This window comes from Pusillimonas sp. T2, assembly GCF_002236805.1.
GTDB lineage: Bacteria > Pseudomonadota > Gammaproteobacteria > Burkholderiales > Burkholderiaceae_B > Neopusillimonas.
On record NZ_NIQA01000037.1, the window covers coordinates 1 to 655 of the forward strand.

At 66.4% G+C, this 655-nt stretch carries 1 protein-coding gene; it reads left to right on the plus strand.

Going from position 1 to position 655, the window contains the following annotated elements:
- Window positions 1-652: IS66 family transposase (locus PuT2_RS15640; RefSeq protein WP_143516250.1), on the plus strand; the 652-nt coding region annotated here is incomplete at its 5' end.
- Window positions 653-655 lie beyond the last annotated feature (3 nt).

Here is a 655-nt window from a genome sequence, read left to right on the forward strand (position 1 = left end):
TCCGCGCGACTTTCTCAGGGACTGGATTGGTTGGCTGATGGTCGATGAGTATTCCGGCTACAAGGCATTGTGGGCGGGCGGCGTAACCGAGCTTGGATGTCTTGCCCATGCGAGACGGAAATTCTTCGATCTGCACGCGGCCAACCAAAGTCCGGAAGCGGCCGAGGCGCTCAGCCGCATCGGTGAGCTGTACGCGCTTGAACAAAGCGCGCGCGAGGCCACGCCCGCGGCGCGTGCCGCGCTGCGCGCGCAGCACGCCGTGCCGCGTCTGGAGGCGCTGCATCTGTGGCTGCTCGCCACCCGCCAGCGTGCCGCCGACGGCTCCGCGCTCGCACGCGCCCTCGACTACAGTCTGAGGCGTTGGCCGGCGCTGTCGCGCTATGCCACGCGCGGCGACCTGCCCATCGACAATAATCCGATTGAGAATGCCATCCGGCCGATCGCCCTAGGCAAGAAGAATTGGCTCTTCGCCGGTTCGGAAGCCGCCGGCCGCCGCGCCGCCGCAATCCAGTCGCTGCTCGCCACCGCGAAGGCCAACGGACTCGAGCCCATGGCCTGGCTGACTGACACGTTGGAGAAACTGCCCACGTGGCCCAACAGCCGCGTTGACGAGCTGCTGCCGATCAGAAAAACTGACTCCCGGCAAGCATAGGGG